A 26,973-nucleotide genomic window follows, 5' to 3' on the forward strand; every position below is an offset into this window, starting at 1 on the left:
AGCAAATGTGTTAAGCTTTTGAGTGGGTTTTGTCAATCCTAACTAGTAGTCGGAGGGAAATCCAATGAACAAAAAATCAATTCGTGACGTAGATTTAAAAGGTAAGCGTGTATTTTGCCGCGTTGATTTCAACGTACCTATGAAAGAAGGCAAAATTACAGATGAAACTCGTATCCGTGCAGCTCTTCCTACAATTCAATATTTAGTAGAGCAAGGTGCGAAAGTTATTTTAGCAAGTCACTTAGGCCGTCCAAAAGGTCAAGTAGTAGAAGAAATGCGTTTAACTCCAGTAGCAGCACGTTTAGGTGAGCTTCTTGGTAAAGACGTTAAAAAAGCGGACGAAGCATTCGGACCAGTTGCACAAGAAATGGTTGCAGCAATGAACGAAGGCGACGTATTAGTTCTTGAAAACGTACGTTTCTATGCGGGCGAAGAAAAGAACGATGCAGAACTTGCGAAAGAATTTGCAGCACTTGCTGACATCTTCGTAAACGATGCATTCGGTGCAGCTCACCGTGCTCACGCTTCTACAGCAGGTATCGCAGACTACCTACCAGCAGTATCTGGTCTATTAATGGAAAAAGAGTTAGATGTACTTGGTAAAGCACTTTCTAACCCAGAACGTCCATTTACAGCTATTATCGGTGGTGCGAAAGTAAAAGATAAAATCGGTGTAATTCGTCATCTATTAGACAAAGTAGATAACTTAATCATCGGTGGTGGACTTGCTTACACATTCGTTAAAGCTTTAGGTCATGAAATTGGTCTATCTCTATGTGAAGACGACAAGATCGAACTAGCTAAAGAATTTATGCAACTTGCAAAAGAAAAAGGCGTAAACTTCTACATGCCAGTTGATGTTGTAATCACTGAGGAATTCTCTGAAACTGCAACAACTAAAATCGTTGGTATCGACTCTATCCCTTCTAACTGGGAAGGCGTGGACATCGGTCCTAAAACACGTGAAATTTATGCAGATGTAATTAAAAATTCTAAGCTTGTTGTATGGAATGGACCAATGGGTGTATTCGAAATGACTCCATTCGCAGAAGGTACAAAAGCAGTAGGACAAGCATTAGCAGATGCAGAAGATACATACTCTGTTATCGGCGGTGGTGACTCTGCAGCAGCTGTTGAAAAATTCGGTATGGCTGATAAAATGAGCCACATTTCTACTGGCGGCGGTGCGTCATTAGAATTCATGGAAGGTAAAGAGCTTCCAGGTGTAGTTTGTCTTAACGACAAATAAGTAGCAGCCAAAGAAAAAGGACGGTGCAAAGCATGCGTAAACCAATTATCGCAGGTAACTGGAAAATGAATAAAACTCTATCAGAAGCAGTTAGCTTCGTAGAGGAAGTTAAAGGTCAAATCCCAGCAGCTTCAGCTGTTGATGCAGTAGTTTGCTCTCCAGCTCTATTCTTAGAGCGCCTTGTAGCAGCAACTGAAGGAACTGACTTACAAGTAGGTGCACAAAACATGCACTTCGAAAAAAATGGTGCATTCACTGGCGAAATTAGCCCAGTAGCACTTAGCGACTTAAAAGTTGGCTATGTAGTACTTGGCCACTCTGAGCGTCGTGAAATGTTTGCTGAAACAGATGAGTCAGTAAACAAAAAGACTATCGCAGCATTTGAACATGGTTTAACACCAATCGTATGTTGTGGTGAGACTTTAGAAGAGCGCGAAAGCGGAAAAACATTTGATTTAGTAGCAGGTCAAGTGACAAAAGCACTTGCAGGTTTAACAGAAGAGCAAGTTAAAGCAACTGTTATCGCTTATGAGCCAATCTGGGCTATCGGTACAGGTAAATCTTCTTCTTCTGCAGATGCAAACGAAGTATGTGCGCACATCCGTAAAGTTGTTGCAGAAACTGTTTCTCCAGAAGCTGCAGAAGCTGTTCGTATCCAATACGGCGGTAGCGTAAAACCAGAAAACATTAAAGAGTATATGGCACAATCTGACATCGACGGCGCTTTAGTTGGCGGTGCTAGCTTAGAGCCAGCTTCGTTCTTAGGTCTTCTGGGGGCGGTAAAATGAGAAAGCCAACAGCTTTAATCATTCTTGACGGTTTCGGACTTCGTGAAGAAACTTACGGGAATGCTGTAGCACAAGCTAAGAAACCTAATTTTGATGGTTACTGGAACAAATTCCCTCACACAACGCTTACAGCTTGTGGCGAGGCAGTAGGTCTTCCAGAAGGTCAAATGGGTAACTCTGAGGTTGGTCACTTAAATATCGGTGCTGGCCGCATTGTATATCAAAGCTTAACACGCGTTAACGTTGCAATTCGTGAAGGTGAGTTCGATAAGAACGAAACGTTCCAAAGTGCAATTAAAAGCGTAAAAGAAAAAGGTACTGCACTTCATTTATTCGGTTTACTTTCTGACGGTGGTGTGCACAGTCACATGAATCACATGTTTGCTCTTCTTCGCTTAGCAGCTAAAGAAGGCGTTGAGAAAGTATACATTCATGCATTCTTAGATGGCCGCGATGTTGGACCAAAAACAGCACAAAGCTATATCGATGCAACAAATGAAGTAATTAAAGAAACAGGAGTAGGACAATTCGCGACTATCTCTGGTCGTTATTACTCCATGGACCGTGACAAGCGTTGGGATCGCGTAGAAAAATGTTACCGTGCTATGGTGAATGGTGAAGGCCCTACTTATAAATCAGCAGAAGAGTGTGTAGAAGACTCTTATGCGAACGGTATCTATGATGAATTCGTATTGCCGTCTGTAATTGTTAACGAAGATAACACGCCAGTTGCAACAATCAATGATGATGATGCAGTTATCTTCTATAACTTCCGTCCAGACCGTGCAATTCAAATTGCTCGTGTATTTACAAACGAAGACTTCCGTGAGTTCGATCGTGGTGAAAAAGTACCTCACATTCCAGAATTCGTATGTATGACACACTTCAGTGAAACTGTAGATGGTTACGTGGCATTCAAGCCAATGAACCTTGATAACACTTTAGGTGAAGTTGTTGCGCAAGCGGGATTAAAGCAACTTCGCATCGCGGAAACTGAAAAGTATCCGCACGTTACATTCTTCTTTAGCGGTGGTCGTGAGGCTGAATTCCCAGGAGAAGAGCGTATCTTAATTAACTCACCAAAGGTTGCAACGTATGACTTGAAACCTGAAATGAGCATTTACGAAGTAACGGACGCTTTAGTAAATGAAATCGAAAATGATAAACATGATGTTATCATTCTTAACTTTGCGAACTGTGATATGGTTGGCCATTCTGGGATGATGGAACCAACAATTAAAGCAGTAGAAGCAACTGACGAATGTTTAGGAAAAGTTGTAGAAGCGATTCTTGCAAAAGATGGTGTAGCACTTATTACTGCTGACCATGGTAATGCGGATGAAGAATTAACTTCTGAAGGAGAGCCAATGACAGCTCATACAACTAACCCGGTTCCTTTCATCGTTACTAAGAACGACGTAGAATTACGTGAAGATGGTATCTTAGGAGATATCGCTCCAACAATGCTTACACTTCTTGGTGTTGAGCAACCGAAAGAAATGACAGGTAAAACAATTATTAAATAATTTGCTTATATAAAAAGGAGAGAATTTATTATGTCAACAATTATTGATGTTTATGCTCGCGAAGTCCTTGACTCTCGTGGTAACCCAACTGTAGAAGTAGAAGTTTACACAGAAAGCGGCGCTTTCGGACGCGCTATCGTACCAAGTGGTGCATCTACTGGTGAGCACGAAGCAGTAGAATTACGTGACGGTGACAAATCTCGTTACCTTGGTAAAGGTGTTGTTAACGCAGTAAACAACGTTAACGAAATTATCGCTCCAGAAATCGCTGGTTTCGATGTAACTGACCAAGCTGGTATCGACCGTGCTATGATCGAATTAGATGGCACTCCAAACAAAGGTAAACTAGGCGCTAACGCTATCCTTGGTGTATCTATGGCAGTAGCTCACGCAGCAGCTGACTTCGTAGGTCTTCCATTATACCGTTACCTTGGTGGATTCAATGCAAAACAATTACCAACTCCAATGATGAACATCATCAACGGTGGTTCTCACGCTGATAACAACGTTGACTTCCAAGAGTTCATGATCTTACCAGTTGGTGCTCCAACATTCAAAGAATCAATCCGTATGGGTGCTGAAGTATTCCATGCACTTAAAGCTGTATTACATGACAAAGGTCTTAACACTGCAGTAGGTGACGAAGGTGGATTCGCTCCAAACCTTGGTTCTAACCGTGAAGCTTTAGAAGTAATCATCGAAGCTATCGAAAAAGCTGGTTACAAAGCTGGCGAGAACGTATTCTTAGGAATGGACGTTGCTTCTTCTGAATTCTACAACAAAGAAACTGGTAAATATGACCTTGCAGGCGAAGGCCGTACTGGCTTAACTTCTGCAGAAATGGTTGATTTCTATGAAGAGCTTTGCAAAGACTTCCCAATCATCTCTATCGAAGATGGTTTAGACGAAAACGACTGGGATGGTCACAAATTATTAACTGAGCGTATCGGTGATAAAGTACAATTAGTTGGTGATGATTTATTCGTAACTAACACTCAAAAACTTGCTGAAGGTATCGAAAAAGGTATCTCTAACTCAATCTTAATTAAAGTTAACCAAATCGGTACTTTAACTGAGACTTTCGAAGCTATCGAAATGGCTAAACGTGCTGGTTACACAGCAGTTGTATCTCACCGTTCTGGTGAAACTGAAGATGCTACAATCGCTGACATCGCAGTTGCAACTAACGCTGGCCAAATCAAAACTGGTTCTATGAGCCGTACTGACCGTATTGCTAAGTACAACCAATTATTACGTATCGAAGACGAGCTAGGCGAAGTAGCTGTTTACGATGGTGTAAAATCTTTCTATAACATCAAACGATAATTGTAGAAAATAAACGACAGACCGTGAGAAATCACGGTCTGTTTTTTTATGCTAAAATTGTTCACCCGTCATAAGTGACATGAAATGTTTGAAGAAGCGGTTATAATCAAAATCAATTGCTATTTGATGACTCGGCCAATCAATAAATGGTTTAGATTCTCCTAAAGAGCGAAATTCTCCAATGCTTGCCCCCTGTGCATAAGATTCTGTCATGACAACGATAGGTGATTTGTGATAGGTAAACATAGAGTTATCAAGTAAAGCGAGTATTGGTATTGTGTCATGGAAGGGGCTCCCCTTTAAATGTGGTAGGGCGTCTTTATAATATCCGTAGTAATAATGATCGAATAAAGGTTTGAGAAGTGGGGCTTTTCCTTTTGCTTCAATATATTCTGCCATTTCTGGTGTAATGATGGAGTATTGAGTGACGTTTAATGGGTATATGTACATGTTAGCTGTGGATTGAAGGACTATATTAGCGGCAGTAGGATCGCCATAAAAGTTTGCTTCGGAAATAGGGGTAACATTACCAGGATGTAAAAAGGCACCGCCCATTACGTAGTAAGATTTAATTTGTTTCATTAACTGTTTGCACATGATAAACAAAATTGCTAGGGAGGTAAGTCTTCCTAAACTCACAATAATTAATTCATCCTTATACTGTTCAATAAGAGGAATAACTTCAAAAAAATTCTCCATTTCTCCGTTAGTCACATTCACCTTTGGAATAATTGGACCGAGCCCCTGTTTTCCATGTACATCCGTAAAAAACGCAGGTGGGGCACCAGTAAGGGGCCGTTCTGAACCACCGAATATCTTGATATTTCTATTCTTTGTTTCGTTATTAAAAAAATGAGCATTTTCTACGGCCATTTTTTTTGGAACATTGCCGTAATCAGCAACGATACCAACGATTTCTATTTCATCGATAAAGAATGCTAAGAGGAGAGCCATCGTATCATCAATCCCAGGATCACAAAAAATGAGAACTTTTTTGGGCATATGTTCACCACCTATCTTGTTTATCCCGTACAAATCCGCTTGGTGAGGGCTAATAATTAATGAAGATGAGGAAAACCTCATTGATTAAAGTTTCACTTTATATATATGTAAGTTTAAGAATAAAAAGATTATTTTATTGAAATAATAGTCTTTTAAATTCAGAAAATAAAAACTTTTTATATTAGGTCAAGGTTTTTGACATAATTTTCGTTTGGAAATGCAGTCATATCAAGGTTGTAAGCGTATAACATAGGCTGTTTTTGCTGTCAAGTTGATAAATTGCAGCTTTTTACAATTTATACTATGATAAAGATATTAACAGAAGATCGTATAAACATGAGGGATGATGAACATGAAATTTACAAAGATTCTTGTCCAAATTGCTGCTCTTTACGTGTTTTATATGGTTGGAACTTGGGTGCAAGAAATGTTAAATATTCCGATTCCAGGAAGTTTGATTGGAATGTTCCTCTTACTTGTTTTACTTAGCCTAAAAGTTCTTCCAGTGAAATGGTTCGATTTAGGAGCAGAAACACTCGTTGCTATTATGCCGTTTTTATTAATTCCGCCAACGCTTGGCCTAATGAATTACGGTGCTTTTTTTATGAGTAAAGGAATTTCTCTTTTCATTACAGTTGTAGCGAGTACATTTTTAATTATTATTGTCGCAGGACATACAGGACAATATCTTGCGAATAGGAAGGAAAGAGAGTCGCGATGAGCCAAATATTAATCGGAATCGGTTGGGTTCTTTTTACGGTGCTATTATATCAATTATCTAAAAAAATCTATAAATTATTTCCAACACCATTCACCATTCCAATGCTTGTAGCAACTGGATTAATGGCTTTTCTATTTATCGTGCTTGATATACCATATCAACATTATATGGAAAGTGGTGGTGGCTGGATTGCAAAGCTACTTGGACCCGGTGTTGTAGCATTTGCAATTCCTCTTTATAAACAACGTCATGTTCTGCAAAAATATGTTGTACCGATTGCTGGCGGGGTATTAGTAGGTACAACAGTTGCAATCGCTAGTGATTTTGCGATTGCTTCACTTATGGGAACGGATAAAAGCTTAATCTTATCGTCATTACCAAAATCGGTGACAATGCCAGTTGCGATGAGTGTTTCAGAGCAAGTCGGTGGTGTACCTTCCTTAACAGCAGCTTTCGTTGTTATCGCAGGTATTACTGGAACGATTACAGGACCCCTTTTATTAAAATGGAGCCGTGTTACAAACTCAGTTGGTAAAGGTATCGGATTTGGATGTGCTTCTCATATTATGGGCGTGATGAGAGCGATGAAAAATAACGAACATGAAGGTGTTATTGGATCGGTAACAATGACATTAACAGCAATTTTGACATGTTTACTTGGACCGTTATTTGCGATGATGTTTATGTAATAGAAGAAAAGCGAGAGCGCCTCTATAGCTCTCGCTTTTCTATAGAATTTATGCTACAGTTACAATAACTGAATCTTTGTAGGAGGTACGCCAAGTGCATACGTTATTATCAGTTTTACTTATTATTGTATCGATTTTAATGATTGTTATGGTACTTATGCAATCTAGTAATAGCTCAGGCCTTTCAGGTGCAATTTCAGGCGGTGCGGAGCAATTATTTGGTAAGCAAAAGGCACGTGGAATTGAAGCGGTATTAAACCGTATTACAATTGTTTTAGCTGTATTGTTCTTTGTATTAACAATTGGTGTTACGTACTTCAATTTATAGAATTGAAAGAAGAAGCGTTAGTGAATGGTACTAATGGTTCTTCTTTTTTGTTTTGCTATTTGAAAGATGTTTCTAATTAGATTATAGAAATACAAATATGGTACACTAGATATAGAAAGAATACGACTAGATTACAGAAGAGAAAGAGGAGAAATACATGATGAAATTAGCATCTCCGAAACCATTTACATTTGAGGGTGGAGACCGCGCTGTTTTATTACTACATGGATTCACAGGGAACTCAGCTGATGTACGTATGTTAGGGCGTTTCTTAGAAAAGAAAGGCTATACTTGTCATGCGCCAATTTATAAAGGGCACGGTGTACCACCAGAAGAGCTTGTTCATACAGGGCCTACAGATTGGTGGCAAGATGTAACGGAGGCATATCAGCTTTTAAAAGATAAAGGTTTTGAGAAAATTGCTGTTGTTGGATTGTCACTCGGCGGCGTATTTTCTTTAAAATTAGGTTATACAGTACCGGTTTTAGGTGTAGTACCAATGTGTGCACCGATGTATATTAAGAGCGAAGAAACGATGTACCAAGGTATATTGGCATATGCCCGCGAATATAAAAAACGTGAGCAAAAATCACCTGAACAAATTGAACAAGAAATGTTGGAATTCCAAAAGACACCGATGAATACATTAAAAGCATTACAACAATTAATTGCTGACGTACGTAACAATGTGGATATGATTTATGCACCAACATTTGTTGTACAAGCACGTCATGACGAAATGATTAATACAGATAGTGCTAACATTATTTATAACGGTGTAGAATCTACGTTAAAAGACATTAAATGGTATGAAGACTCTACGCATGTCATTACACTTGATAAACAACGTGACGAGCTACATGAGGATGTATATAACTTCTTGGAGCAACTAGATTGGTAAGATCTAGTTGCCTCTTTTTTTCATAAGGAATTTTTTGTGAAAACTGTAAAAATCATAAGGGGAGTATTGAAGTTTCACTTTATACATCCCCTATCTTTCGGATACACTAAATAATATAAGGTTTTAAAGGAGGTATTTTTGCTTGGAAGAAATCATACAAGAACATATTGATAAGTTGTTATTATTTATGAGAGAAGAAGCGTATAAACCGCTAACGATACAAGAGTTAGAAGAGGCATTTGGGATTGAAGGTTCTGAGGGCTTTAAAGATTTCGTAAAGGCACTTGTAACGATGGAAGAAAAGGGACTTGTTATTCGTACTCGTAGCAACCGTTACGGTCTTCCTGAAAAGATGAATTTAATACGCGGTAAGTTAATTGGACATGCACGTGGTTTTGCATTCGTTGTACCAGATGAGAAGAAAACAGGAGACGATGATCTTTTCATCCCGCCTACAGAATTAAACGGTGCACTTCATGGCGATACCGTATTAGCACGCCTTAGTTCTCAATCAAGCGGTTCACGTCAAGAAGGTTCAATTGTACGCATTTTAGAACGCGGAACGAAAGAACTAGTTGGTACATATACAGAATCGAAAAACTTTGGATTCGTTATACCTGACAATAAGCGCTGGACGAGTGACATTTTCGTATTGAAAAGTGCATCTATGGGCGCTGTAGAAGGTCATAAAGTAGTTGTGAAAATTACGAGCTATCCAGAGAATCGTTTAAGTGCAGAAGGTGAAGTTATTCAAATTCTAGGTCATAAAAATGATCCAGGAGTAGATATTTTATCTGTCATTCATAAACATCATTTACCTTTAGCATTCCCTGAGGAAGTGATGGAGCATGCAAACAGTGTACCAGAAACGATTTCAGAAGAAGATTTAAAAGATCGCCGTGATCTACGTGACCAAATGATCGTAACGATTGACGGTGCAGATGCGAAAGACTTAGATGATGCTGTTACAGTAACGAAGCTTGAAAATGGTAACTACAAGCTAGGCGTTCACATTGCGGATGTAAGTCATTACGTTCAAGAAGGCTCTCCAATTGATGTAGAAGCAGCGGAAAGAGCGACAAGTGTGTATCTTGTTGACCGTGTAATCCCGATGATTCCGCATCGTCTATCTAACGGTATTTGTTCATTAAATCCGAAAGTAGACCGTCTGACATTATCTTGTGAAATGGAAATCAACAACTTAGGTGATGTTGTTAAACACGAGATTTTCCAAAGTGTGATTAAAACGACAGAGCGTATGACGTATGCTGACGTAAGAAGCATTTTAGAAGATGAGGACGAAGAGTTAATTAAGCGTTATGAGCCGCTCGTACCGATGTTTAAAGAGATGGGTCAATTGGCACAAATTTTACGTGAAAAACGTATGCGCCGTGGTGCAATTGACTTTGACTTTAAAGAAGCGAAAGTATTAGTAGATGAAGAAGGAAAACCGACAGACGTTGTCATGCGCGATCGTTCTGTATCAGAGAAGTTAATTGAAGAATTTATGCTTGTTGCGAATGAAACAGTAGCAGAGCACTTCCACTGGATGAACGTACCGTTTATGTACCGTGTCCATGAAGATCCGAAAGAAGATAAGCTTGAGCGTTTCTTCGAGTTTGTAACGAACTTCGGATATGCAGTAAAAGGACGTGCGAATGAAGTGCACCCTCGTGCGCTGCAACAAATACTTGAAATGGTTCAAGGACAGCCAGAAGAAGTAGTTATTTCAACAGTTATGCTTCGTTCTATGAAGCAAGCTCGTTACGATGCGGATAGTTTAGGACATTTCGGTTTATCAACTGAGTTCTACACACATTTCACATCACCAATTCGTCGTTACCCAGATACAATCGTTCATAGATTAATTCGTGAATACATTATTAATGGTAAAGTCGACAACGAAACGCAAGCAAAATGGCGTGAAAAATTACCTGAGATTGCAGAGCACTCTTCTAATATGGAACGCCGTGCTGTTGAAGCAGAGCGTGAAACAGATGAGATGAAAAAAGCAGAGTATATGGTTGATAAGATCGGTGAAGAGTATGACGGTATGATTAGCTCTGTAACAAACTTCGGTTTATTCGTAGAGCTTCCAAATACAATTGAAGGTCTTGTACACGTTAGCTACTTAACGGATGATTACTACCGTTATGACGAGCAACATTTCGCTATGATCGGAGAACGTACAGGAAACGTATTCCGCATCGGTGATGAAATTACAATTCGCGTTATTAACGTAAACAAAGACGAGCGTGCAATCGACTTTGAAATCGTTGGCATGAAAGGCACACCTCGCCGTAAGTTCAAAGATCGTCCAGTCGTTATCGAGCAGCCAAGAACAGGCAGAAAGAAACGCGGTGGACGTAGCGAGCGCAGTAATGAGCGCGGCGGTGAACGTGGCACAGGTAGAAAATTTGACCGTGGTGGTAAAGGAAAAGGAAGAGGATCTGCATCCGCATCCGCTTCTGCTAGCCAGCCAGGAAAAAAAGATGGTAACGGTAAGAAGAAAAAAGCATTCTTCGAAAACGTACCAGGATTCAAGAAGAAAAAGAAAAAGCGTAAGTAAGAAAAGAGTGGCTTCGCTTTGATGAAAAGCGGGGCCTTTTCTTTTTTCTTCGTGGCTTAAGAGCGAGCCACTTTCGCTTTTTATTAACATTTGTTACAATAGTAAAAATAGAGGAGGGACGTTATATGCCAAAGGGTACAGGTAAGGTTATTGCACAGAACAAAAAAGCATTTCATGATTATTTCATCGAAGAAACATACGAAGCAGGGCTTGTCCTTCAAGGAACGGAAATTAAGTCGATTCGCGCTGGACGCGTAAACTTGAAAGATGCGTTTGCACGTGTACATAATGGTGAAGTATGGGTTCATAATATGCACATTAATACGTACGAACAAGGGAATCGTTTCAACCATGATCCACTTCGTACGAGAAAATTACTTCTGCATAAAAAAGAAATTGATAAACTAGCGGGCGCTGCAAAAGAAACAGGTTACGCATTAGTTCCACTTAGAATTTATTTGAAAAATGGATTTGCAAAGATGGCACTTGGTTTAGCAAAAGGTAAGAAGCAATATGATAAGCGTCACGATTTAAAAGAGAAAGAAGCTAAACGTGAAATTGCACGCGCGTTCCGTGATCGCCAAAAGATGTAATACAGATATTTACATTTGTAAAATGGAGCGCGTATGTTATAATAACTTATGTAAGGTTGTTGCACATTGAAAAACAGCTCTTAGTAGCTATCACGATATTTTCTTCGTATGCTCCATTTTTATCATGGGGACGTTACGGATTCGACAGGGATAGTTCGAGCTTAGGTTGCGAGTCGAGGGGATCGGCCTCGTTAAAACGTCAAAGCCTATAATTGGCAAACAAAACAATCTTTCTTTAGCTGCTTAATTGCACTAAAGGTTCCTCCCTCCATCGTCCATGTGGTAGGGTAAGGGACTCAAACTAAGTGGACTACGCCGGAGTTCGCCGTCTGAGGACAAAGGAAGAGAATAACCAGACTAGCAACTTGGAAGCCTGTCGATAGGCCGAAGAGTTCGCGAAATGCTAATATATCGACTACACTCGTAGAAGCTTAAGTGCCGATATTTTTGGACGTGGGTTCGACTCCCACCGTCTCCACCAATACATATTTGGTGGTTTTTTATTTTGTATAATATGAACCATAATTTTGCCAGGTTGGTGAGGTTATGGTTCTTTTTGTTTGTGGTTTTATAGAATGCTGAAGTCGATGGGACGGTATCCCTGAAAGAGAGAATAAAAAATGGTTATTGATGATAAGCGGGTAGATACTATAGCAGATTGTAAACGCTCAATTGTTAAGTAATTATTATTTTTTCACTTTATTCGAATCTTCATATGTTTTGTGTTTTTATCCATACCTATTGTAAGATTATATAGAGTTCTCCTAATAAACTGTTTTAATGGATTATTTAGGGGTTTTAAATTTATAAATCTTAAATTATTTTTTCGGGATAATTTATATTGAAGTAGAGGTGAACCATCGGTGAAGCAGGTGTTGGTGATTAAAAATGAACGGTCTTCAGCAAAGAAAATCGTAAGCGGTTTAACGCAAGAGGGCCATTTCATTTTAAAACTTCACAATGAAAACCAAGGTTTAAATATAGCATATGAGCAAGATTGGGATATTATCATATTGGATTGGGATTCATTAAGTATATCGGGACCAGAAATTTGTAGACAAATACGACTTGTTAAAACGACACCAATCATTATTGTGACCAACAATATTTCTAGCGAGGATTGCATAGCAGGGTTACAAGCAGGAGCAGATGATTATATTAGAAAACCATTTGTGAAGGAAGAATTAGTAGCGAGAGTTCAAGCTATTTTAAGAAGAAGTGACTATAACCAGCAAAATGAGACAAACTTTTTTCAGTTTAAAGATCTCTTTGTTGATGCATCTAGCAATATTGTGAAAAAAGGTGGCAAAAATCTCTCGCTTACGAAGCGCGAGTACGATTTACTTGTATTTTTAATTAAGAATAAAAATACGATATTAAGCCGTGAAATGCTTTTGAATCAAGTTTGGGGATATGACGTAGTAGTAAATCCGAATGTAGTAGACTTATATATTGGGTATGTAAGAAAAAAGCTAAAGTGCGAGAAGAAAGATAGATATATTCAAACGATACATGGCAGAGGCTATTCAATGGTTGAATGATAAAAATAAGATAATAAAGTAGTTTCTGTGAAATATTAGCTATTACTGCGCGTATTTTGTAAGGGAAGGTCTCTGTCCCGTATTTGTTGAGAAAGTATTTAATGAAGGTTAATCAACAGTCCTGACCGCACATATTACTTTTTATGCTTGATTTTATGAATTCATACCATTCACAAGATTTTCACAGAATTAATGACTATACTAATTAACAGGATGTTCAAATGAAAATGATTATCAATAGCGATTCAATTGAATGAAAATTACTTTCTAATTCAATCTATGGATGTCATCATTTTCGAAATAAATCACACTATAAGGAGTATACATATGAAAAAATCTATGCTTTTAAAATTAGTGAGTATTCTAGCAATTTTCACTTTAATGTTAGTAGCTTGCTCAGATTCAAGTAAAGAAACTTCGAAGGCTACTAAAGATAATGGTAGTGATAAGCCAAAAACGGTTGAAATCACTGATGCTCATGGAACTGTTAAAGTCCCTGTAAACCCAAAGAATGTAGTTGCTTTGGATAACAGAACTTTTGAAACTTTATCTGATTGGGGAATTAAATTAGCGGCTGCTCCAAAGGATATCATGCCTGCTGATTCAGCATATAAAAAGGATGAAAAGGTTCAAAATATTGGGAATCACCGTGAGCCAAATCTTGAAATTATTGCAGCGGCAAATCCTGAACTTGTAATTGTTGGTCAAAGATTTGCTGACCATTACGAAGAAATCAAAAAATTAGTACCAAATGCAGCAGTTATTGATCTTAATTTTGATGTTTCTGAGAAAGCTACTAAGCCTGGCGAAAACTTAGTAAAAGGACTTAAAGATTCTACAATTACTTTAGGAAAAATCTTTAATAAAGATAAAGAAGCTAAACAATTAGTAGCTGATTTTGATAAATCTATTGAAAAAGCAAAATCTGCTTATAACGGAAAAGATAAAGTTATGAGTGTTATCGTTACTGGTGGTAATATTGGTTTTGCTGCTCCACATTCTGGTCGCGTTTGGGGACCAATGTATGAAATTTTCGGTTGGACTCCAGCGTTAGAAGTTTCAAATTCTACTGCAGGTCATAAAGGTGATGACGTTTCTGTTGAAGCTATTGCACAAACAAATCCTGATTGGATTTTCGTATTAGATCGTGATGCTGCAACATCTGATGCAGCTAAGTCAACACCTGCTAAGGATGTTATTTCTAAATCACCTGCTCTTCAAAACACAACTGCTGTTTCTAAAAAACAAGTTATTTATGCACCAGAAGATACTTACACAAATGAATCAATTCAAACTTATATAGAGTTATTCGGAAATATGGCAAAAACTTTAGCTAAGTAGTGTAAAGGGGTACGAAACAGTGTCAAAAAATATGATTTCTAGGGTTGAGAATATTTCTCAACCCCAGTTTTATAATCAAAATAAAATATGGACAAAACCTTTTATAATAGCAGTTATAGTTGTTATAATTTTAGGGATTATATCACTGTTTACTGGAGTTTATGATATACGTGGACAAGAGGACGGGACAGAGATGTTTTTCATAACTCGTGTTCCGAGAACAGCTGCATTAATGCTTACTGGAGCTGCGATGGCGATGGCAGGGCTCGTCATGCAACTTATTACACAGAATCGTTTTGTTGAACCTACTACAACGGGGACGATTGAATGGTCAGGCTTAGGCCTGCTTTTTGTGTATTTACTATTTCCTGCCCCGACTTTAGTTCAAAGAATGACTGGTGCAATCATTTTTTCTTTTATAGGAACTATGATTTTCTTTTTATTTTTAAGAAGAGTTAAGCTTCGTTCGTCTTTAATTGTTCCGATTATTGGATTGATGCTTGGAGCAGTTATTTCTGCAGTGTCTACTTTTTTAGGACTCCTTTTTCAAAAGACGCAAAGTATTGAAACTTGGTTTGTAGGTTCATTTGCTAACATTCAGGTGGGAAGATATGAATATTTATGGCTGATTGTTATCATTACTTTTCTTATTTTTATGTATGCTAATAGATTGACTTTAGCTGGACTAGGAGAAGATGTCGCAACAAGTCTTGGAGTTAATTACAATAGAATTGTTCTTTTTGGGACTGCTCTTATCTCTGTTGCAGTTGGAATTGTTGCAGCTGTTATTGGACACTTACCTTTCTTAGGATTAATTGTGCCAAATATCGTTTCAATGTTTAGAGGTGATGATCTTAGGAGTAATTTACCTTGGGTTTGTGTGATCGGAATGGGATCAATAACTGCCTGTGACATCATTTCTCGAACAATTATACAGCCTTTTGAATTACCTGTTTCTTTAATACTTGCAACAGTGGGAGCAGTCGTGTTTATTACTATTTTATTGAGACAAAGAAAACCAAGGAGGCTACGATGATCACATTAGAATATAGAAAAAAAGAAAATGTCGAAATCGATTCTAGCCTTCATAATGAAAGTAGATCAGCTAGCGCTTTTCGGTCTAAGAAGGAAGCAAGACGTTATTGGATTTTACTGATAACATTGATTGCTTTAGGTCTTCTTTCTTCATATGGACTTTTAGTTTATAACAATCCAGTTCCGATAGATTCACCTTCTTTTATCCCAGTCGTTAAGAGAAGGATAGTAGCTATTGTTGCAATGATTATTGCTGCGGTTTGCCATAGCTTGTCGACAGTTGCTTTCCAATCTATTACGAATAATAAAATTATTACTCCTTCACTTTTAGGTTTCGAATCACTTTATTCAGCAATTCAAACGAGTACAGTATTCTTCTTTGGTGCTAGTGCGTTAATAAATTTTAATGGAATTGGATCATTTTTATTCCAAGTTGTTGTTATGGTCTTCATGAGTTTGATACTTTATGGATGGTTACTTTCCGGCAAATACGGGAATTTACAACTTATGCTTTTAGTTGGAATTATTATTGGTACCGGGCTAAATTCTGTGTCAACTTTTATGAGAAAACTACTTGCGCCTTCAGAATTTGATATTTTACAAGCAAGATTATTTGGTTCTGTTAATCATGCAGATCCTGCATATTTTCCTATTGTAATTCCTATGATCATAATTGTAGCAGTATTAATTTTTGCTCATTCTAAGAATTTGAATGTTTTGTCACTAGGAAAGGATGTTGCTACTTCTTTTGGAGTTAAATATCAACCTAGTGTAATTTATACGCTTGTATTAGTAGCTATTTTGATGTCTATTTCAACAGCTCTAATTGGGCCACTTACTTTCTACGGCTTTTTAGTAGCAACTTTGAGTTATCAGGCGGCGTCAACTTATGATCATAGATATATTTTCCCAATGGCTTTTGCTATAGGATTTTTAATAATGACGAGCGCATACTTTTTAATGTATCATGTATTCCATGCTCAAGGTGTAGTTTCAGTTATTATTGAATTATTTGGTGGAATCATATTCTTAACTATAGTTTTAAGGAAGAGGGCTTTATGATAAAAATTGATAATGTTAAAAAGTTCTATACTGATAAGGTAAAAATAGGACCTTTGGATATTGAAATACCAAAAGCAGGCTTTACTTCTTTAATTGGACCAAATGGTGCTGGAAAGTCAACAACACTTTTGATGATTGGCAGACTTTTAGATATGGATGAAGGCCAAATTCAGGTAGCAAATATGGATGTTTCTGAATCTAAATCGAAAGACTTAGCAAAAGTTTTGACTATATTGCGACAAGAAAATCATTTTGTAACTAGGCTTACAGTTAGACAATTAGTTGGATTTGGGCGCTTTCCTTATTCAAAGGGAAGATTGACTAAAGAAGATGAGGTTATCATTTCTAAATATATCGATTTCTTAGATTTAACTAGTTTAGAGAATAGATATTTAGATGAGCTTTCTGGTGGTCAAAGACAAAGGGCATATGTAGCGATGGTATTGTGCCAAGAGACGGAATATGTACTTTTGGACGAACCTCTGAACAACCTTGATGTGGCTCGTTCTGTTCAAATGATGGAGCATTTAAGACGTGCAGCTAATGAATTTGGACGAACAATTTTGACTGTCATGCATGACATAAATTTTGCAGCTAAATATTCGGATAAAATTTGTGCTATGAAAGATGGACAAATTGCTGCTTTTGGAACAGTAGAAGAAGTTATGGACCCAACACTTTTGACAGATATTTTTGAAACAAAAATAGAGATTATTAATGGTCCTTATGGGCCAATCGCTGTTTATTAGTTATAAAATGTCTTGCGTAGATTATGCAAGACACTCTAGTTGAAGTTGCTGTCTGTATTTTATAGGCAGCAGCTTTTTTTATGTGATTACTCATAAAATGCAAAACAATGCTTCACCTTTTCAAGTATGTACCAAGTGGAAAAAATATCTCTGTATAATTTTTCAAAAGAATTCAGCTTATTTTTTTATATGTAATATTGCATATCAGAGTGTATTGATAAAAGTGTAAGGGGTCACTATAATGAGGGCATAAAGATAAATCATATTTTCGTAGCAATAAAAAGGAGGAAATAATATGGAAATCGCAATGGCAGTTTTAAAATTTGTAGGTGGCGTAATCCCGTTAATTCAAGAACTTTTAAAAGCATTTATGTAAGTTTATTAGTTAGCTATCATTTATCAATCATTATCATATTTTACTAAAAAAAGAACGGGGTGATTTTTCTGAATATTAAGAAAAACACTAAAAGAAGAAAGTTCCTTGCATGTTTATTAGTTAGTCTATGCACTATTAATTATTCATCTATTTCCTTCGCAGAAACACAAGCAAGTAATGCAACTGATGTAACCAAAAATGTTAGTGGCATTGATACTGGTATAGCAAATCTTAAATATAATAATCAAGAGGTTTTAGCTGTAAATGGTGATAAAGTAGAGAGTTTTGTTCCGAAAGAAAGTATCAATTCAAATGGTAAATTTGTAGTAGTAGAACGCGAAAAAAAATCACTTACAACGTCACCAGTCGATATTTCAATTATTGATTCTGTAGTGAATCGCACGTATCCAGGAGCTGTACAACTTGCAAATAAAGCTTTTGCAGACAATCAGCCAAGTTTATTGGTGGCTAAAAGAAAGCCTTTGAATATTAGTATAGACTTACCGGGCATGAGAAAAGAAAATACAATCACTGTCCAAAATCCGACATATGGTAATGTAGCTGGAGCAGTAGATGATTTAGTATCTACTTGGAATGAAAAGTATTCTACAACACATACGTTACCTGCAAGAATGCAGTATACGGAATCTATGGTTTATAGTAAATCACAAATTGCAAGTGCTCTTAATGTTAACGCTAAATATCTTGATAACAGTCTAAATATTGATTTTAATGCAGTTGCAAATGGAGAGAAAAAAGTGATGGTAGCGGCGTATAAGCAAATATTTTATACGGTAAGTGCTGAACTACCTAACAATCCATCTGACCTTTTTGATAATAGTGTTACTTTTGACGAGTTAACTCGAAAAGGCGTAAGTAATTCGGCTCCACCTGTTATGGTTTCAAATGTAGCTTATGGTAGAACGATTTATGTAAAATTAGAAACAACATCTAAGAGCAAAGATGTACAAGCTGCTTTTAAAGCCTTACTTAAGAATAACAGCGTCGAAACAAGTGGACAGTATAAAGATATTTTTGAAGAAAGTACCTTTACTGCTGTAGTATTAGGCGGAGATGCGAAAGAGCATAACAAAGTTGTTACTAAAGATTTCAATGAAATCCGAAATATCATTAAAGATAATGCTGAATTAAGTCTTAAAAATCCAGCATACCCGATTTCATATACAAGTACTTTCTTAAAAGATAATGCAACTGCTGCTGTTCATAACAATACAGATTATATTGAGACGACAACTACAGAATATTCAAGTGCTAAAATGACACTTGATCATTACGGTGCTTACGTTGCTCAATTTGATGTATCTTGGGATGAATTCACATTTGACCAAAAGGGTAATGAAGTACTAACACATAAAACATGGGATGGTAGCGGAAAAGACAAAACGGCTCATTACTCTACAGTTATCCCACTCCCACCAAATTCAAAAAATATAAAAATTGTAGCAAGAGAATGTACAGGTCTTGCATGGGAATGGTGGAGAACAATTATTAATGAACAAAATGTTCCATTAACAAATGAAATAAAAGTTTCAATTGGAGGAACAACATTATACCCAACAGCTAGTATTAGTCATTAAGTATAAAAAAAGCGCCCTGTAAATAGGGCGCTTTTTACTCTTTCCAAAATTGTTCTAATAGAATGACAAGCATGGTACCCACAAGTAAGCCATTACTTAAAACATATTGTAAGGAAGAAGTAATACGGCTAAATGCACTTTCTGGAAGAAACATTATTCCTAAACTGATTAGTAATGAAATTCCTAATATAGTTAATCGGCGTTGATTTACTTCTTCGCGTAAAATGGATTGAAATGAAATTCCTATTACTTGGACAAGTGTTGCTAAAAGTGCAGCATTAGCAATAGGTCCTGGTAGCAAGGATATAAAGTTTACAATTGAGGGAATAAAAGAAATTCCTGCTAATATAAGACTTGCTATAAGGAACGACTTCACTTTTCTTTGTCCTGTTAGTTGGATAAATCCTGCTGATGCAGGTAATGGTACAATTCCAATTGTAGAGAACAACGACGAGATAATATGTGATATACCTCCGACCCAGACACCACGGTTCAGTGTTTGCCTTTCATTTTCTTTAGATAATGGGGCCACTTGTTTTACAGCCGAAATAGCAGCAATTGTATTTGCAACTAAAAGAAATGTAAATAAAGTTGCAGTTAGAGTCATTCCAATATCGAATCTAGGTGTGCCCCAAGCAAATATTTCTGGTAACTTAACTAGCGTTGTGTGCGAAGGCATATGAGATGATTTTCCTAATACTGCATACAAAAGCCAACCGCATGAAATTCCAAGTAATACAGCGTAACTTTTCATCCATCCTCTCCCTTTAATTGATAAGAAAGTAATAAGGGCAAAAACAAAGAGAGCAATAGTAGCTGTTGTATAGTCAGGATGAGTTGCAGATCCTTGTAATCCCAGCATTCCTTTTAGTAACACACCACTAAGCTGAAGTGCTAAGATTAAAAGAAAAGTTCCTGTAACTAAAGGGGTAAATAAACGTAAGATTCGATGAACAAGCCCTGTTATACCAAGAACGAAGAGTAATATGCCTGAAATAATTAATCCACCTTCTAAAAGTTGCAAAACGTCTTTTGCACTTTGTCCCTGATGCATAGCGACTTGTCCCAATATGACAAATATACTTACCCATGAACCGGCTGGCCCATCCGCAATGGGATAGCGATGCCCAAGCCAGGATTGTATAAATGAACTTACTCCTACAACTAAAAAAGTTCGCTGCATTAATGTTGGGACATCTTCTATTGGTAAATGAAATATGCCACCAATAATTATAGGTAATGCAATTGCATTTGCTAATAGAAACACAAACCATTGTAGAATATTAAAGCTCGTATTAAAGTATTTTTTATTCATATTATTCTCCTTTGCCGAAAAAGAATTTCATAGTAAAAATCCATCCTTTCTACACAGTTAGACTAAAAAGGATGGATTTTGTAAATCTATAAAATTAATTTAATTATATAGATAGATTTTAAATTAATTACCATGCACGGAATGGTAAGAATTTACCGTTAAGTGTAATCACGATACGAGGATCGCCACCTTTTGGATCTTCTTGTGTATCTACACCCAAGTTGAAGTTAATTGCACTCATTACACCTTCGCCAGCTTTTTCTAAGATTAATTCTCTAATAGTTGGTGCATATTGTAACATCATTTCATATAAACGATATGCAATCGGGTCCGTAGGAGGCATCTCCATTATTTGGCCACGAAGTGGAACTACTGTTAATGCTTGAACTACTTCTTCATCTAATTCTAATAGTTTACCGATTTTTTCTGCTTCTGGACGTGTCATTGTAGCTTGTCCTAATAATGCTGTTACAACCCAAGTCTCAGAGTTTTCACTTACTTTTGCAATTTCTTCCCAAGTTAACCCTTTTTTAATTTTTGCCGCTAGAATTTTTTGCGTAGCTTCTTGTCTATTCATATCTAATACTTGTTTTTTCATATCTCATAACTTCCTTTCATATACGTGATAATTATTATTTTGTTTCACTATTTAACGCTTTATAGCCATCAACCACTACATCTAATTTACCTGTGTGAGGGTCAATAACTAAACCATGTACAGGAACATCTTTTGGGATAAGTGGATGATTTCTTACTAAATCAACATTAGCTTGCGTTGAGTCGCAAACATCATCAAATCCGAATAACCATTTTTCAAGATCAATACCAGCATATTCAATCGCTGATAAAATTTCTGGTGAAACTACTCCGCGATCTAATATTTTTTGAAGTGTTCCTTTTGGATTCGTTTGGCTCGCGCCACATCTATGGTGTCCAATAAGGAAAATCTCATCTGCATTTAAATCGTATACTGACGCTACAACACCTTGCATAACACTATCAAAAGCAGAAGCAATTTTACCACCTGCATTTCTGATAACTTTTGCATCACCATCGTGTATATCTAAAGCTTTTGGAAGTAGCTCAATTAAACGAGCATCCATGCAAGAAACAACAACCATACGTTTTTTAGGCATCTTTGTCGCTTCACGATGAGCGTATTCCTTATTTTCTACAAAGTGTTCATTGAACGCTAGAATTTCTTGTAATAACATATTTGTAACCTCCTTTAAATCTAGATGTATTTTTTTGTTGTGTCCTCTGTGTTATAAGTAAATATAGCTGATAAATAATGTGATGTAAGAGGATAAACTAAGTATAGTGAATTGTATCGATAAGCAGAATAAGTTGGCGAAATACTTTCGGGCTTTCTACTTTCACGGTGAAAGGATTGGTTTATATCATTGATCAAACAGATTTTGAGATACTGAAATTATTAGGAGAAAACTCAAGAATACAATGGAAAGAACTTGGACAAAAAATACATATGACGGGGCAAGCTGTAGGAAATCGAATTCGAAGATTAGAGGATTTAGGGATTATTGAACAGTATACAATTGCAATAAACCGAATTAAATTAGGGCAAGTAGTGACTGCATTTGTTACTTTGTTCGTAACAACAGCCAATCACCAAGAGTTTATGAATTTCTTTCAAGGAGAAGAAGGAGTTTCTGAAGTACACCGTATAAGTGGTGAGGGGTGTTATTTATTAAAAACACATTTTGCTTCCAATGAAGACTTAGATAACTTTCTAGGACGACTATTAAAATACGGGAATTATCGTGTTAACTTATCAATAGGAAAGTTGAAATAAGGTTTCTTTTCCTTGGAGGGGATGATAATATCAGTTGTTAAACTTTATTTGTATAGATGGAATGAAGTCTTTTAATTTTTATCTTAAATAGTCAGAGCCTTACTACAATTTATGTGTAGTAAGGCTTTTTAAAGTTTTCATATTCAACAATCAAGCTGAAGTGTTGAGGGTGGATATGAGATGATTTTTTAAAGAGAATCAAACGTTTTTAAAAGCTAAATTGTGGTTTCATATCACCTTTATAAGGTTCATGTTCAACGAATATAGTTATATCGTTACCAGCTTGGTCTTTACCAGTTCTTTTATACGTAAATTTATTTTTATTTAGTTCAGTAAGTTCAAGAGCAGCACCGTATTTGTTATTTCCAATTGAAACATGGGCTCTTATTTTATTTTCGTGTACAACATCGAAGTAGCCATAATCACCGCGGCTTTGACCTGTTTCGCTATTGAAGAACTCATATTTATTAGATTTGTCATCAAATTTTGCTAGACTTATAAAATTCGAATTAAACTGTGTTACATCGTTACCAGTTTCGTCTAATACCTTTGTTCCGTGCCAAAGGGTACCGCCTAAAATTTTATCTCCATCAACGTTTTTAACAATATCTCCTGTAGTCGTGTTCAGCTGCTTGTCCGGATCAGTGAAAGAAAGTTCTTTTTCTTTATATGGAACATGTTCAACGAAAACTTCTACATCTTTACCGTTAGCGTCTTTCCCTATTCGTTTATAAGTAAATACATTTTTATTTAGTTTTGTCATGTCAACGACAGCTTGATACTTCATTGATTCTGAAATTAATATTCTCTTTTTCCCATCATTTGTGATAAAGAAAGTTCCTTTATCGCCACGACTTGCACCTGTTTTAGCATCAAAAAATTCATATCTGCCTGACTTCGCATCATATTTTGCAAGACCGATGAAGTTTGCATTCTCTTTTGTTAAGTCATTCTTATCTTTGTCATACACTCGTGTACCTTGCCAATTTGTCTCGCTAAGAATATTAGCCATTTTTTGCCCTTTAGTTAATTTATTTTCCTTTTTTGTTTCTTTAGCAACTTGTTCTTGCTTTTGTTTCCCATGATTTTCTTCAGCTTTAGTACCAGCACACCCTGTTAATGCTAATGTGAATCCGAGCAGTATGGATGATAGTGTTTTTGTTTTTTTGTTCATGTTTTATCGTCTCCTTATTTTATGATTTTAGGTAGTACGGTTAGCGATTATAGTAGCAGTGCGTCATATACGAACTTAGTTGCTACGTTTCTTATGTTAATACTCGACTATAAACTGCCTCTAAATAAAACATTAAAAAAAGATAAACTAATTCCTAAAAAATGTTCATATTTATAAAAAATCGCTAGCTTGCTGTAGTGCCTACGAGTAATCCCAAAAATACATTGTAAAGAAGAAGGAAAGCCACTAACAATAATGTAATTGCTAATAGAGCTAATCGATTGTAGTGCAAAACTTTTGAGGAAAACTGTAAGGAAAATGAAGATTTTATAGAATTCGTTTCGTATAGGAAGGGGATGCCCATGTTTGATTCAACAGATTTTAAGATTATACAATTACTACAAGAAAACGCTAGAATGAACTGGAAGGAAATTGGGGAGATAGTACATTTGACTGGCCAGGCTGTTGGGAAACGAATTAATAAATTAGAAGAGGCAGGTGTCATTCAAAAATATACGATAAATATTGACAGGGCTAAGCTAGAAGGTTCTATTATGACCTTTGTTACACTATTTTTGCATGCACCGCACTATCATAATCAAATTCAAAACTTTTTTGAAAAAATGGACGTAATTACTGAAATGTATCGTATAAGCGGCGATGGGTGCTATGTCATGACTCTTCACACATCTTCGCATCAGCAATTAGAAGAGGCTCTTGCAGATGTTTTACATTATGGTGATTATCGTATAAATACTGTTATTAAGACAATTGAAAAAAAGAAAGGATAAGATACTTATCCTTTCTTTTCTCATATGGAACTGTAATTCTTTATTTGCTTTTGTTTATAAAACAGCTCGCTGACATGATTGTTGCATAAATATCACCAAACTCTAATGCACTCATGAACGATTGATGAGCGTGTACTGCGGGGATTAAATTTCCTTGGAATTCTAAATCTTTTGTTGTACAAGCATCTTCAATTACAATACATTGAAATCCAAAGTCACTGGCAGCGCGTACTGTTGCATCAATACATACATGAGTCATCATACCGCAAATGACTAATTGATCTATTTCTTCTGTCTTTAATGTTTCTAATAAATTTGTTCTTAAAAAACTGTTAGGGTGGTGTTTTTGAATGACTCTTTCGTTAGCAATCGGTTGTACATCATCATAAATTTGAACACCTACTGTATCGGGTAAGAAGAAAGTAGCCCCTTCATTGTTCGCAATATGTTGTACGTGAATAACTGTTTTATGCTTTTCACGAAATACTTTCAAAACTTCTTTCGCTTTGTGTGCGGCTTTTTCAGGTTGATGTAATTCCATATTGCCGCCTGCAAAGTAATCATTTTGTATGTCTACTAATAGTAACGCCTCTTTCATGGTTATTCCCCCATACTTAGTGATTTAGTACGTTATTTGTACTGTACCGTTATTATATAAATTGTAGCTATGCGGAAGTAATAACGTCGTGAAACGATTTTAACGTATATAGTTTCATTGTGAAAAAGGTGAAAGTTGGTATAGGTACAAATGGATTTTGTGGAATTCACGGCAAAGTTATAGGTAGAGTGGCGTTGTAGGATAAAAACATAACTTTGCTAGAGGAGCGGGTTATGGTTTTTTTTATGAGGAAATACGATTTTAAGTTTTTGCTGAAGGTGTTTTTCTAGGATATGCTGTGAGTGATTGGAGTGAGGTAGTGTCAGATATTGTCGACCAATCGATATATTGGAAAAATCGTTGATATATTGTGAGTTGTGATAGATATATTGGAAAAATCGTTGATATATTGTGAGTTATGATAGATATATTGAAAAAATCGTTGATATATTTGTAAAGGGGTGTTTGAGGTGATTGTGAAAGAAAGAAAAATGCCGATTTATATAAGACAGTTAGAAGCACTGCTTAGAAGGTTACCTGTACATCATCCAAAACGAAATTTAATTGGAGAAAACTTGGCAAAACACATGGCGGGGTATAAAGGGGAGCTAGCAATTGATTATCCACTTAGTTTTATTTCTGAGAAAGAGTATAGTGTTTTACATGATGTTCGCTTATCTAATCATGATCAATACTTTCAAATTGATACTATTATCATTTCCACAAAGTTTCTTCTTTTTCTTGAGATAAAAAATATAGCAGGTACATTAATGTTTGATGCAAAGTTTAATCAACTTATCCGAATAACAGAAGGAAATTCAGAGGGATTTCCAGATCCGGTTTTACAAATAAAAAGGCAAGAAATACAATTAAAGAAATGGTTAAGCTTACATGGATTTTCCTCTAGTCTTCCAATCGAGTCCCTCGTTGTTATTAGCTCGCCTCGTACCATTATAAAATCTTCAGATGACAATCTTCTTCATACAATTATTCATAGTGCAAATTTACCTCATAAAATAAAGTGGTTTGAAAGTAAATATAAGAGAAAAGTTATAGATAATGTAGATAGGCTCATTCATCAAATAATAACGGAGCATTCTCCACTTCAACAAAATATACTTGAGCAATATAAAATAGAAAAAGAGGAGTTGTTAAATGGAGTACAATGTGAGAAATGCTTAGTTATTCCAATGGTTAAAGTGAAGAAGGGCTGGCGTTGTACAAGTTGTAAAGATTTTTCAAAAGTGGCACATGAGGATGCTATACGAGATTATGCATTGCTCATTAGTACGACATGTACGAACGGTAATTTGAAAGAGTTTCTCCATGTTTCGTCGGGTATGGTTGTAAACAGAATTCTCCACACACTAAATCTCCCCTACACTGGCAACAACAAAGGACGAATATATGATTTAACTTCTTTCCAATCGTAATTTTGCTATAATAAATAAGTACTTATACGAAGGGGAGTCTAAAGAGAAAATGAAGTCATTTAATATCGATCATGTTATAGCTAGTGTTTTGCAATGGATATTAAATATAGCTTTAATTATATTATCCATTGTGTTATCGATTTTCTTAGTGAATGAGACAATTACGTTTGTGCAGTATATTTTTTCGGCAAAAGAGTATACGTCTTATAAATTGGTTGAAAGTATCATCGTCTATTTCTTATACTTCGAGTTCATTGCATTAATTATTAAGTATTTTAAATCGAACTATCATTTCCCGTTACGTTATTTTATTTATATCGGAATTACGGCCTTAATTCGATTGATTATTGTGTCTCATGAGGAACCGATGGAGACGTTATTATACGCAGGAGCAATTCTTGTTTTAGTTATTGCTTTATACATATCGAATATGAGAGATTTGAGAAAAGAGTAGT

Annotated in this window: 26 protein-coding genes and 1 other RNA gene; 21 read left to right on the forward strand and 6 right to left on the reverse strand. The window is 36.3% G+C overall.

The window, feature by feature from the left end:
• Positions 1-64: 64 nt before the first annotated feature.
• The 4 genes from MKY38_RS24150 to eno are packed head-to-tail and all read left to right on the forward strand — an operon-like array spanning position 65 to position 4,889.
• Positions 65-1,249, forward strand: coding sequence for a phosphoglycerate kinase (locus MKY38_RS24150; protein ID WP_001036350.1), 1,185 nt, complete (start codon positions 65-67; stop codon positions 1,247-1,249).
• 32 nt (positions 1,250-1,281) lie between these two features.
• Positions 1,282-2,037 carry a triose-phosphate isomerase gene (gene tpiA, locus MKY38_RS24155; RefSeq protein WP_341049953.1) on the forward strand — a complete coding sequence of 252 codons (756 nt, stop codon included), beginning with the start codon at positions 1,282-1,284 and terminating at the stop codon, positions 2,035-2,037.
• Complete coding sequence (gpmI, locus tag MKY38_RS24160) at positions 2,034-3,563, forward strand: 2,3-bisphosphoglycerate-independent phosphoglycerate mutase (RefSeq protein WP_001231152.1); 1,530 nt, start codon at positions 2,034-2,036, stop codon at positions 3,561-3,563. Before tpiA ends, gpmI begins: the two co-directional genes overlap by 4 nt.
• A gap of 30 nt (positions 3,564-3,593) precedes the next feature.
• Positions 3,594-4,889 carry a phosphopyruvate hydratase gene (gene eno, locus MKY38_RS24165; protein ID WP_000103955.1) on the forward strand — a complete coding sequence of 432 codons (1,296 nt, stop codon included), beginning with the start codon at positions 3,594-3,596 and terminating at the stop codon, positions 4,887-4,889.
• Between the two features lie 51 nt (positions 4,890-4,940).
• Here the strand turns inward: eno and MKY38_RS24170 are convergent, their stop codons facing one another.
• Positions 4,941-5,891: a nucleoside hydrolase gene (locus tag MKY38_RS24170; protein WP_341049958.1), complete on the reverse strand. Its 951-nt coding sequence runs from the start codon at positions 5,889-5,891 to the stop codon at positions 4,941-4,943.
• A gap of 352 nt (positions 5,892-6,243) precedes the next feature.
• Between MKY38_RS24170 and MKY38_RS24175 the strand changes: the two genes are divergently transcribed.
• The 13 genes from MKY38_RS24175 (at position 6,244) to alo (ending at position 19,394) form a co-directional block, all read left to right on the forward strand.
• Positions 6,244-6,612, forward strand: coding sequence for a CidA/LrgA family holin-like protein (locus MKY38_RS24175; protein ID WP_000673222.1), 369 nt, complete (start codon positions 6,244-6,246; stop codon positions 6,610-6,612).
• Positions 6,609-7,301, forward strand: a complete 693-nt coding sequence (locus MKY38_RS24180) for an LrgB family protein (RefSeq protein WP_000078304.1) — start codon at positions 6,609-6,611, stop codon at positions 7,299-7,301. The genes MKY38_RS24175 and MKY38_RS24180 overlap by 4 nt, the downstream gene beginning before the upstream one ends.
• A gap of 94 nt (positions 7,302-7,395) precedes the next feature.
• Positions 7,396-7,629 carry a preprotein translocase subunit SecG gene (gene secG / locus MKY38_RS24185; RefSeq protein WP_000557264.1) on the forward strand — a complete coding sequence of 78 codons (234 nt, stop codon included), beginning with the start codon at positions 7,396-7,398 and terminating at the stop codon, positions 7,627-7,629.
• Positions 7,630-7,789: 160 nt separating this feature from the next.
• Positions 7,790-8,530 carry a carboxylesterase gene (gene estA, locus MKY38_RS24190; RefSeq protein ID WP_000761986.1) on the forward strand — a complete coding sequence of 247 codons (741 nt, stop codon included), beginning with the start codon at positions 7,790-7,792 and terminating at the stop codon, positions 8,528-8,530.
• A gap of 142 nt (positions 8,531-8,672) precedes the next feature.
• Positions 8,673-11,099 carry a ribonuclease R gene (rnr, locus tag MKY38_RS24195; RefSeq protein WP_000391087.1) on the forward strand — a complete coding sequence of 809 codons (2,427 nt, stop codon included), beginning with the start codon at positions 8,673-8,675 and terminating at the stop codon, positions 11,097-11,099.
• A gap of 125 nt (positions 11,100-11,224) precedes the next feature.
• On the forward strand, positions 11,225-11,692 hold the full coding sequence (gene smpB / locus MKY38_RS24200) for an SsrA-binding protein (protein ID WP_001123919.1): 468 nt from the start codon (positions 11,225-11,227) through the stop codon (positions 11,690-11,692).
• A 126-nt stretch (positions 11,693-11,818) separates the two neighbouring features.
• Positions 11,819-12,173: a transfer-messenger RNA gene (gene ssrA, locus MKY38_RS24205) on the forward strand.
• A gap of 382 nt (positions 12,174-12,555) precedes the next feature.
• Positions 12,556-13,233, forward strand: coding sequence for a response regulator transcription factor (locus tag MKY38_RS24210; RefSeq protein ID WP_000815809.1), 678 nt, complete (start codon positions 12,556-12,558; stop codon positions 13,231-13,233).
• Positions 13,234-13,560: 327 nt separating this feature from the next.
• Complete coding sequence (locus tag MKY38_RS24215; protein ID WP_070180666.1) at positions 13,561-14,574, forward strand: siderophore ABC transporter substrate-binding protein; 1,014 nt, start codon at positions 13,561-13,563, stop codon at positions 14,572-14,574.
• A 19-nt stretch (positions 14,575-14,593) separates the two neighbouring features.
• The gene (locus MKY38_RS24220) at positions 14,594-15,610 is read left to right on the forward strand and encodes an ABC transporter permease (protein WP_000042077.1); all 1,017 of its coding nucleotides are present in this window, start codon (positions 14,594-14,596) and stop codon (positions 15,608-15,610) included.
• Positions 15,607-16,671, forward strand: a complete 1,065-nt coding sequence (locus MKY38_RS24225) for an iron chelate uptake ABC transporter family permease subunit (RefSeq protein ID WP_000631245.1) — start codon at positions 15,607-15,609, stop codon at positions 16,669-16,671. Before MKY38_RS24220 ends, MKY38_RS24225 begins: the two co-directional genes overlap by 4 nt.
• Complete coding sequence (locus MKY38_RS24230) at positions 16,668-17,420, forward strand: iron ABC transporter ATP-binding protein (RefSeq protein WP_000590070.1); 753 nt, start codon at positions 16,668-16,670, stop codon at positions 17,418-17,420. Before MKY38_RS24225 ends, MKY38_RS24230 begins: the two co-directional genes overlap by 4 nt.
• A 435-nt stretch (positions 17,421-17,855) precedes the next feature.
• Positions 17,856-19,394 (forward strand): anthrolysin O/cereolysin O family cholesterol-dependent cytolysin Alo, encoded by a 1,539-nt coding sequence (gene alo, locus MKY38_RS24235; RefSeq protein WP_065224381.1) that lies wholly within the window; start codon positions 17,856-17,858, stop codon positions 19,392-19,394.
• 34 nt (positions 19,395-19,428) lie between these two features.
• On the opposite strand, the gene MKY38_RS24240 is transcribed toward alo, so the two are convergent.
• From MKY38_RS24240 to MKY38_RS24250, 3 genes are all read right to left on the reverse strand, one after another.
• Positions 19,429-20,709: a purine/pyrimidine permease gene (locus MKY38_RS24240; RefSeq protein WP_341049964.1), complete on the reverse strand. Its 1,281-nt coding sequence runs from the start codon at positions 20,707-20,709 to the stop codon at positions 19,429-19,431.
• Positions 20,710-20,836: 127 nt separating this feature from the next.
• On the reverse strand, positions 20,837-21,286 hold the full coding sequence (cynS, locus tag MKY38_RS24245; RefSeq protein WP_025709810.1) for a cyanase: 450 nt from the start codon (positions 21,284-21,286) through the stop codon (positions 20,837-20,839).
• 55 nt (positions 21,287-21,341) lie between these two features.
• Positions 21,342-21,923 (reverse strand): beta-class carbonic anhydrase, encoded by a 582-nt coding sequence (locus MKY38_RS24250; protein ID WP_025709811.1) that lies wholly within the window; start codon positions 21,921-21,923, stop codon positions 21,342-21,344.
• 167 nt (positions 21,924-22,090) lie between these two features.
• Between MKY38_RS24250 and MKY38_RS24255 the strand changes: the two genes are divergently transcribed.
• A complete protein-coding gene (locus tag MKY38_RS24255) occupies positions 22,091-22,522 on the forward strand; it encodes an Lrp/AsnC family transcriptional regulator (protein ID WP_025709812.1) in 432 nt (143 codons plus the stop codon).
• 208 nt (positions 22,523-22,730) lie between these two features.
• Here the strand turns inward: MKY38_RS24255 and MKY38_RS24260 are convergent, their stop codons facing one another.
• Entirely contained in the window at positions 22,731-23,696 is a 966-nt protein-coding gene (locus MKY38_RS24260; protein ID WP_065224379.1) for a DUF4822 domain-containing protein, read from the reverse strand.
• A gap of 362 nt (positions 23,697-24,058) precedes the next feature.
• Between MKY38_RS24260 and MKY38_RS24265 the strand changes: the two genes are divergently transcribed.
• The gene (locus MKY38_RS24265; RefSeq protein ID WP_229180809.1) at positions 24,059-24,487 is read left to right on the forward strand and encodes an Lrp/AsnC family transcriptional regulator; all 429 of its coding nucleotides are present in this window, start codon (positions 24,059-24,061) and stop codon (positions 24,485-24,487) included.
• Positions 24,488-24,527: 40 nt separating this feature from the next.
• On the opposite strand, the gene MKY38_RS24270 is transcribed toward MKY38_RS24265, so the two are convergent.
• Entirely contained in the window at positions 24,528-25,085 is a 558-nt protein-coding gene (locus tag MKY38_RS24270; RefSeq protein ID WP_048568709.1) for a cysteine hydrolase family protein, read from the reverse strand.
• A gap of 476 nt (positions 25,086-25,561) precedes the next feature.
• Here MKY38_RS24270 and MKY38_RS24275 point away from each other — a divergent pair, with 476 nt between their 5' ends.
• Together MKY38_RS24275 and psiE are read left to right on the forward strand one after the other, a co-directional pair.
• Positions 25,562-26,518, forward strand: a complete 957-nt coding sequence (locus tag MKY38_RS24275) for a nuclease-related domain-containing protein (protein WP_114555885.1) — start codon at positions 25,562-25,564, stop codon at positions 26,516-26,518.
• A gap of 49 nt (positions 26,519-26,567) precedes the next feature.
• Positions 26,568-26,972: a phosphate-starvation-inducible protein PsiE gene (gene psiE, locus MKY38_RS24280; RefSeq protein ID WP_000834708.1), complete on the forward strand. Its 405-nt coding sequence runs from the start codon at positions 26,568-26,570 to the stop codon at positions 26,970-26,972.
• Position 26,973: the final 1 nt, after the last annotated feature.

The sequence above is a fragment of the Bacillus sp. FSL R5-0585 genome (assembly GCF_038004545.1).
In the GTDB taxonomy this organism is placed as follows: Bacteria; Bacillota; Bacilli; order Bacillales; family Bacillaceae_G; genus Bacillus_A; species Bacillus_A cereus.

Coding starts and splice junctions, on each gene's coding strand:
- MKY38_RS24150 (WP_001036350.1), top strand. CDS start 65: ATGAACAAAAAATCAATTCGTGACGTAGATTTAAAAGGTAAGCGTGTA.
- tpiA (WP_341049953.1), top strand. CDS start 1,282: ATGCGTAAACCAATTATCGCAGGTAACTGGAAAATGAATAAAACTCTA.
- gpmI (WP_001231152.1), top strand. CDS start 2,034: ATGAGAAAGCCAACAGCTTTAATCATTCTTGACGGTTTCGGACTTCGT.
- eno (WP_000103955.1), top strand. CDS start 3,594: ATGTCAACAATTATTGATGTTTATGCTCGCGAAGTCCTTGACTCTCGT.
- MKY38_RS24170 (WP_341049958.1), bottom strand. CDS start 5,891: ATGCCCAAAAAAGTTCTCATTTTTTGTGATCCTGGGATTGATGATACG.
- MKY38_RS24175 (WP_000673222.1), top strand. CDS start 6,244: ATGAAATTTACAAAGATTCTTGTCCAAATTGCTGCTCTTTACGTGTTT.
- MKY38_RS24180 (WP_000078304.1), top strand. CDS start 6,609: ATGAGCCAAATATTAATCGGAATCGGTTGGGTTCTTTTTACGGTGCTA.
- estA (WP_000761986.1), top strand. CDS start 7,790: ATGAAATTAGCATCTCCGAAACCATTTACATTTGAGGGTGGAGACCGC.
- smpB (WP_001123919.1), top strand. CDS start 11,225: ATGCCAAAGGGTACAGGTAAGGTTATTGCACAGAACAAAAAAGCATTT.
- MKY38_RS24215 (WP_070180666.1), top strand. CDS start 13,561: ATGAAAAAATCTATGCTTTTAAAATTAGTGAGTATTCTAGCAATTTTC.
- MKY38_RS24225 (WP_000631245.1), top strand. CDS start 15,607: ATGATCACATTAGAATATAGAAAAAAAGAAAATGTCGAAATCGATTCT.
- MKY38_RS24230 (WP_000590070.1), top strand. CDS start 16,668: ATGATAAAAATTGATAATGTTAAAAAGTTCTATACTGATAAGGTAAAA.
- MKY38_RS24240 (WP_341049964.1), bottom strand. CDS start 20,709: ATGAATAAAAAATACTTTAATACGAGCTTTAATATTCTACAATGGTTT.
- cynS (WP_025709810.1), bottom strand. CDS start 21,286: ATGAATAGACAAGAAGCTACGCAAAAAATTCTAGCGGCAAAAATTAAA.
- MKY38_RS24250 (WP_025709811.1), bottom strand. CDS start 21,923: ATGTTATTACAAGAAATTCTAGCGTTCAATGAACACTTTGTAGAAAAT.
- MKY38_RS24260 (WP_065224379.1), bottom strand. CDS start 23,696: ATGAACAAAAAAACAAAAACACTATCATCCATACTGCTCGGATTCACA.
- MKY38_RS24265 (WP_229180809.1), top strand. CDS start 24,059: ATGTTTGATTCAACAGATTTTAAGATTATACAATTACTACAAGAAAAC.
- MKY38_RS24270 (WP_048568709.1), bottom strand. CDS start 25,085: ATGAAAGAGGCGTTACTATTAGTAGACATACAAAATGATTACTTTGCA.
- psiE (WP_000834708.1), top strand. CDS start 26,568: ATGAAGTCATTTAATATCGATCATGTTATAGCTAGTGTTTTGCAATGG.